Origin of the sequence: Methylobacterium oxalidis (assembly GCF_007992195.1) — a bacterium.
GTDB lineage: Bacteria > Pseudomonadota > Alphaproteobacteria > Rhizobiales > Beijerinckiaceae > Methylobacterium > Methylobacterium oxalidis.
This window is the reverse complement of the sequence record NZ_BJZU01000207.1, coordinates 1-4,725: the sequence shown is the minus strand read 5'-3', so window position 1 is coordinate 4,725 and position 4,725 is coordinate 1. Positions and strand designations below refer to the sequence as shown.

6 protein-coding genes are annotated in these 4,725 nt (G+C 63.9%); 3 read left to right on the top strand and 3 right to left on the bottom strand.

All coding sequences use genetic code 11. The annotated features are described in order from the left end of the window. Positions 1-859, bottom strand: an 859-nt coding sequence (locus MOX02_RS29330) for an AraC family transcriptional regulator ligand-binding domain-containing protein (protein WP_308632328.1), incomplete at its 3' end; no start/stop codon positions are given. A gap of 725 nt (positions 860-1,584) precedes the next feature. Between MOX02_RS29330 and MOX02_RS29325 the strand changes: the two genes are divergently transcribed. Then, positions 1,585-2,400 carry a transglutaminase-like domain-containing protein gene (locus MOX02_RS29325; protein WP_147029305.1) on the top strand — a complete coding sequence of 272 codons (816 nt, stop codon included), beginning with the start codon at positions 1,585-1,587 and terminating at the stop codon, positions 2,398-2,400. Positions 2,401-2,594: 194 nt separating this feature from the next. Here MOX02_RS29325 and MOX02_RS29320 read toward each other — a convergent pair whose 3' ends face one another. Further along, a complete protein-coding gene (locus MOX02_RS29320) occupies positions 2,595-2,786 on the bottom strand; it encodes a hypothetical protein (protein WP_147029304.1) in 192 nt (63 codons plus the stop codon). A 230-nt stretch (positions 2,787-3,016) separates the two neighbouring features. On the opposite strand from MOX02_RS29320, the gene MOX02_RS29315 reads away from it, so the two are divergent. Continuing rightward, complete coding sequence (locus tag MOX02_RS29315; RefSeq protein ID WP_147029303.1) at positions 3,017-3,802, top strand: Crp/Fnr family transcriptional regulator; 786 nt, start codon at positions 3,017-3,019, stop codon at positions 3,800-3,802. Further along, on the top strand, positions 3,799-4,047 hold the full coding sequence (locus tag MOX02_RS29310; protein WP_147029302.1) for a hypothetical protein: 249 nt from the start codon (positions 3,799-3,801) through the stop codon (positions 4,045-4,047). The genes MOX02_RS29315 and MOX02_RS29310 overlap by 4 nt, the downstream gene beginning before the upstream one ends. Positions 4,048-4,236: 189 nt before the next feature. Here MOX02_RS29310 and MOX02_RS29305 read toward each other — a convergent pair whose 3' ends face one another. Further along, positions 4,237-4,437, bottom strand: a complete 201-nt coding sequence (locus MOX02_RS29305) for a hypothetical protein (protein WP_147029301.1) — start codon at positions 4,435-4,437, stop codon at positions 4,237-4,239. Between the last annotated feature and the right edge of the window lie 288 nt (positions 4,438-4,725).

Sequence of the window (4,725 nt, the reverse complement as noted above, 5' to 3'; positions counted from 1 at the left end):
TGCTGGTGCCCGTCAAGAGCTGTTTCGCCAGCCGGAACTGCGTCTCGTTGGCGAGTTGCCTGAAGCTGGTGCCCTCAGCACGCAGTCGGCGGCTCAGGGTGCGGCGGTTCAACAACTTCAGGCGCGCCGTCTTCTCGGCTTTGCAGCGGTTCCGGGTCACCTCGGTGCGGAGATACCGGCGCACCTCGTCCGTCAGCGTGGGCGGCTGGTCAGCCTCAAGCTGGCAGATCTGCTCCTCGGCGTCGCGATGGGCCGCCGGGTCCGCACCCGCGATGCGCTGCTCTAGGAGTTCCGCCGGGAACACCAGGGCGGCCACCTCCTCGTCGAACCGGACCGGCGCCCGGAAGAAGCCGCGGTACGGAGCTGTGTCGCAGGGAGCAGAGCGCGGCAGCAGAACCTCCAGCGGAGCCCACTCGGCCCCGCACAGCGCGCGCAGCACGTTGGTCACATTGGCAAGGGCTCGCTCTGTATGCTGGGCAGACCCCTCGGCTCCCGGCTCGTAGGGGGAGTAGCTGAGGACCGCCACGCCTCCGGCGATGCCGAGCCCGACCACGGCGCCCCGGCTGTGCATGCCGGTGTGCTCTTCGAGAGCCCGCAGGGCGTCGCCCACCGTGCCCGAGTGGCGCATCAGCAAGCCGATCAGCCCGAGCGAGGTCAGGGCGGTCCGCTGCCCGATGAGAAGGCCGAGATGGCGACACCCGGTTCGCTCGGCCCCGAGGGCGATCAGACGGCCGAGTGCGGCGTATGGGACAGGAGTACCGCCGCCGTCGAAGAGCCGCCGATCGAGACACACCTCGGCGAGGAGGGTATCGGGATCGGCATCGAGGTCGACGAGGACAGCGTAGACCTCCTGCGCGATCCCGCGATGGATGAAGCCGACAGGAGGGGGTGTCTCGGGCAGGCTAGGTTGTTCAGCTGGAGCAGGCGGCTCTGAGGGGCCGCCCGCGTGTACCCAGGCAGAAGGGGCCATGGTGTAGCCCTCCTGTTTTCGGGGTGAGCAGCCTCCCGATAACACGGGTTAATCAACTAAGATACGCGATGTCTTGTTCGTACGATGCTTAAAATCATAGCATAGGCAATATTGTGAGGTTTTGGACAATTGAGGTGTTTCCGATGCTTCCGGCGACCGTCGCCCGATCGGCTCACCACCGAGCAGAACCGTAACGCCCAGCCGGCGAGTAGCTGTTGCAAGTCACGGCTTGATGGCTTCGCGCGTCTGCCCGTACTGCTCCCGATTTCCCAGCCGCTATGTGATGCCGCCCCTCCCACGAACGCACTTGCTCGAAGAGAAGCAGGCGCTTTGTGCGAGCTTCGCGCGGCCTCGCGCGCCAGATCAATCCTTTGGCGTCATACGGAAACAGTCCGTGCTACCAGCGATTGTCCGAGCGCCGGGCTGGGCTCCTCACACACTCGGGCCGGCTCGACGGCGCGGAGGCAGGATCTGTAGCCGAGCTGTCTGACTTACTACTCATCCATGCTAAGCCTGGGGACAGGTTCATCCAGCTGGGGCACACCGTCCAGCGCGCCTCCTGCCTTTGCCAACGACCGGCCTAGAGCTTCGTCCTACCTCTCTGGAGAGCGCCCATGCGCATTCTTGTCGGCTGCGAGATGACTTACGAGTTCCCGCAGCCCACACCGGTGATCGCAACGCTGAACGTTCACGCCTCGCGGTTCTCCGACCTCGAACGGCCGGACTACTTGGTGACCAGCCCCGCGGTCCCCCTCGACGGATACCGCGACAGCTTCGGTAACTGGTGCAACCGCATGGTCGCCCCGGCCGGCCGTTTCGCCCTGAAGACCGACACGGTGGTGCGCGATCACGGCGGCGGCGACACGCAAGATACCAGCGCTCAGGAGATTGCCATCGAGAAGCTGCCCTCAGACGCCGTGCTGTTCCTCCTCGGCAGCCGCTATTGCGAAACCGACCGCCTCTCCGACATCGCTTGGGACTTATTCGGCCATCTCCCGCCCGGCTGGAGCCGGGTCCAAGCCATCTGCGATTATGTGCATGACCGGATCACCTTCGGGTATGAACATGCGCGCCCGACCCGCACGGCCTACGACGTCTTCGAGGAGCAACAGGGCGTCTGCCGCGACTACGCGCACCTCGCAGTCACATTCTGCCGCTGCCTGAACATCCCGACCCGCTACTGCAACGGCTATGTCAGTGACATCGGCCTGCCCTTGCCACACGCGCCGGGCGACTTCGCAGCTTGGATGGAGGTCTATCTCGGCGGCCGCTGGCATACTTTCGATCCGCGCAACAACAGCTCCCGCATCGGCCGGATCCTGATCGCCTACGGGCGCGATGCCGCCGATGTACCGCTGACGCTGACCTTTGGGCCAAACACGCTCACAGAGTTCCGAGTGACAACGGAGGAAGCTCCAACCTTGTCGTAACGCGGCACACCAGAGCGCGAAGAACGTCGGTGCAGTGATCTTGCGAAATTCGAACGCCAAGGGCCCTTAGTTGTGTCCACGCGACGCTGATCGGGCCGATACGCAACGTGGCCTGCGGATAGGATACGCCAGGGCCGTTAGCTGAGCATCAACGGTGCGTCAGCAGCGCGAGCCCGAAGTGGGACTGCACCGGCCTACGAGGTGGTCGGCGTGAAGCAAGCTGCAAATTCCTTGGGTGCATAGGAGCGGCCGGTGATGTCGGTGATGTGCACGTCGTGCAATCCACCTTCTTGCATCCGACGAGCCTTCTCCATTGCTGCTGCCGGCGTGATTTGCTGGAAGGCGATGGCTTGGCCGTTTTGATGTGCGGAAACGATCAGTTGCACGCTGAGCTCCTGTGGTCGGGATTGGTTCGTCGTTCAGGGGCACGAGCGGGGTTTTGATCCTGAGATGAGCCAACGCGCGAAGCTATCATCAGTTGTGCGTCCTGCCGGACCATTCACGAGGAAATTGGCTTGGAACACAGTTGGTCGCGGCAAGAAGCCCTTTTGCGCCCAGAACGCATGCTCTAGATTGCGGCCAATCGAGATACGCATCCAACCCAGGTGAAAAGGCGATGCAGGACGACGCTCGACCCAGGAAAGATCCTGCAGGCAAGCCGCCGGATCCTGACCATACCCAGACCAACCCCCTCATCCGCAAACTCGACAGTCTGGCCAGCCTGTCGGACGCCGACCGAGCCGTACTGGAGACGATCAGCGCCGACACGCGCTCCGTGCCGGCACACACCGACCTCATCCGCGAAGGGGACGCACCGAACGGCGTTTACCTGATCCTTGAAGGCATGGCCTGCCGCTACAAGCGCCGATCCCGCGGCGCGCGTCAGATCATGGCCTACCTTATCCCCGGCGACTTCTGCGACCTCGATGTCGCGATGCTGAAGGAGATGGATCACGCCATCGGCACGCTCTCGGCCTGCGAGGTCGTGCAGATCCCCCTCGATACCATCCAGGAACTCCTGCGTAGCCACCCGACGATTACCCACGCCCTGCGGCTCGCCACGCTTGTGGACGAGGCGACCTTACGCGAGTGGCTGGTCAATGTCGGGCGTCGCTCGGCCGACGAGCGGATCGCGCATCTGCTGTGCGAGCTGCTGCTGCGGCTCCAGGCGGTAGGCTGCGCGAGTTCGGATGCCTACGCCTTCCCGCTGACGCAGGTGGACCTCGCCGACACCACCGGCCTGAGCAGCGTGCATGTGAACCGAAGCCTGGCGAGCCTTCGCGAGCGAGGGCTGATAGAGATCTCCGACCAACACCTGCGGATCCTCGACCTTCAACGTCTACAGGCTCTGGCCGAGTTCAAGCCTAACTACTTGCACCTTGTCAGGGGAGCCGCCGCATGACGCTGCGTCTTCAGCCTGTGAAGGTTGCGACGGGTAGCGACGATCAGGAGAGCCAGCTCGTGTTCAAGGATGGCTTTCTGGTGGCCGTGCTGGTGTGCCTATCGGACAGCCACGGCAGCGATGTGGGCAAGTGGTTTCTGGAGGCGGGGTTCGGGCCGGTGGACGATCCTGATCCGCCCCTCTTCTCCGACCTAGACGAGGCGCAGGCGTGGATCACGACACAGTTGGCGCTGACCGTCAGTTAGGGAGCGAGGGCTGAGCCGAACCTGCTGCGATCCGAGAGACCGGCTGGTTTCGCAACGCCCAGCCGGCGAGTAGCTGTTGCGAGCCACGGCTTCGCGCCTGCGCGTACTGCTCCCAATTGCGCCATGTGAGACCGCCTCGCGCGGGCGCGCGTACTGGTCCCATATCCTCTCCCATATCCTCGCCGGAAGCTACGCGTTGATTTTTTTGATGAGGCTTTCCAGTTCGTCCAAGGCGGCGCCGATCATGTCGGCTTGAGCCTTGATCTTTTCAGCATTCAGCCCGGCAGCAACATCCGACGACCACCAGATGCCGCTGTCGGCCGAGCGGAGCATGTCCGTAAAACGCTGGTGCTGAAGCACTAAGGCGTCCAATGCGGTCTGATTGTCCACGGCGCTGTCTCCTGCTTGGCGCCGAGCATAAGCCAGCACGAAAGGATGCGCGAGCGAGCGGAGCAGCCCCCGGCCCTCGTCGTCTACTCGCTATCCTTGGGAGGTGGCATCAGGTTCCCGGCGGGCGTAGTCAGCGCCGTGAGGTGGAAGTGCTTGCGGTCGTCCGTCACGGCCTCGGCCAGCCCATCAATCGCATCGACGATGCCGTGGTCCGCCCGGTAAACGGGTGCGGGGATCAAAGATCTTGCAGGACGTGGGCGATCTCACTCCGTCAATCAGGCCGCGTCG